The 1,500-nt window shown below is 71.3% G+C and carries 2 protein-coding genes; both read right to left on the minus strand.

Annotated features, from left to right (window positions below; genetic code table 11):
• On the minus strand, positions 1-212 hold a 212-nt coding region (locus ACIQOV_RS41020), incomplete at its 3' end, for a helix-turn-helix domain-containing protein (RefSeq protein WP_401056184.1).
• Positions 213-396: 184 nt separating this feature from the next.
• Positions 397-642, minus strand: a complete 246-nt coding sequence (locus ACIQOV_RS41025; protein WP_401056186.1) for a hypothetical protein — start codon at positions 640-642, stop codon at positions 397-399.
• Between the last annotated feature and the right edge of the window lie 858 nt (positions 643-1,500).

Below are 1,500 nucleotides of genomic sequence, written 5' to 3' on the forward strand. Positions count from 1 at the left end.
GGGCCGGCGAGCAGGTCCAGCGGGCCCATCCCCCAGTGCCGGGCCAGGGCGTCGACCTCGTCCAGCGACCACGGCTGCGCCCCGGACTGACGGCGGGACACCTTGTCCTGGGTCAGCCCGAGCGCGGTTGCCAGTTCCCGTTGGCTTTCTGCGGTGCGCTGTCGCAGTGCGGCTACGGTGAGTCGCAGGGTTTCCAGCGTGCTGAGCGTCATGCAAGGTATCTTATCAATCTTCTATGGAATTTTTCCATCAAGAAGTGATTCAGTCACTCGCTTGGATGACTGGACGAGCGGCGCCCAGGCGCCCGGTGTGCGGGGATGTCCCCGGCGGCGTGCGCAGGAGGTGTCACCAGAGGCTGCTCCAACCGTCGGTGGACGGGGTTCCGGGCGGACCTGCTCATGCTCCCTTGAGGCGGTACCAGGCCCTGGCGAGCAGGGCGCTGCCGGAGCAGGCGAGCGGGTCGGTCAGGACCGTGTCGATGATGTGCGCGGTGAGCTGGGCGTAGGTGCGGAAGTTCCCTTGGGCTCCCCGGTCGTCGGTTCGCGCGAGTTCGCGTGGCGGTATCCGTGCCCACAGGGGGCGGAACGCGTCGTACGGCCTCGGTGCCGGCTGTTCCGGCCAGGACCAGGGCGGTTGGGGCATCGGGGTCCTGGACCAGGCGGCACAGGTACTCCAGGCATGGCGGCGGCAGGCGCTGCGCGTCGTCGAGGACCAGCAGGTGCGGTGTCTGCAGGGGCCGCCGCGATCTTGTGGTCGGTGTCGCTTCGCCGATTGGCGTAGCGCACGGTGAGGGCGAGCGTCTCGGCGACAGCGTGGCGCAGGTGGGCGACTGTCGCTCCCACGGGTACCGGGATCCGGCGTACGGCGGGTCCTGCGGGCAGGAGGGAGAGGGCGTAGGAGGGCGACGGTCTTGCCGGCTCCCGCATCGCCGGTCATGCACATCACTCCGCCGGCGGCGGCGATATGCCGGAGGTCGGAGGCGGTGCGGTGGAGTGCTTCGGTCAGCACCACGTCCGCTTCGGGCACGAGCAGGTCCACTCCGGGCCCGGCACTGTGGCCGGGGTCTCCTCGTTCGTCGCTGGGGCTGCGGCGGGCCCGGAACAGCGGTGCGTTCAGGTCCGCTGTGGGGCGCGGTCCCCGCTGCCGGCGGGAGCGCAGGCCGTGGTCAGCCGTCACCAGGGCCTCCATGCGGGCCCAGGCCGGCTCGTCCCAGGCGGGAGCGTTCAGGAACCACCCCGCGCGAGTGCAGGGGGACGGGTCGTCGGGGACGTCACGGGCCTGCCACAGCCAGCGCCCCACGGTCTTGTCCGGCACCCGGGCCAGCGCCGCCGCGGTGTTGCGGTGAGGCGGGAACAGGCGCCCGACCTCGTCGATCGCCAGCAGGCGCTGGACCAGCACGGTGTGTGCCAGCATCCCCTCACGGATGACCTGCAAGGGCTTCTCCTTCCGATCGGCGGCCCGAAACGGGCGGGGGTGGATCCCTCGGTGGCAGGCCGGGGG

The organism is Kitasatospora sp. NPDC091257 (assembly GCF_044757675.1).
Taxonomy (GTDB): Bacteria; Actinomycetota; Actinomycetes; order Streptomycetales; family Streptomycetaceae; genus Kitasatospora; species Kitasatospora lactacystinica.

What these genes read in the sequence shown, in the direction of transcription:
- ACIQOV_RS41025 (WP_401056186.1), bottom strand. Translation starts at nt 642, where the DNA reads ATGCCCCAACCGCCCTGGTCCTGGCCGGAACAGCCGGCACCGAGGCCG.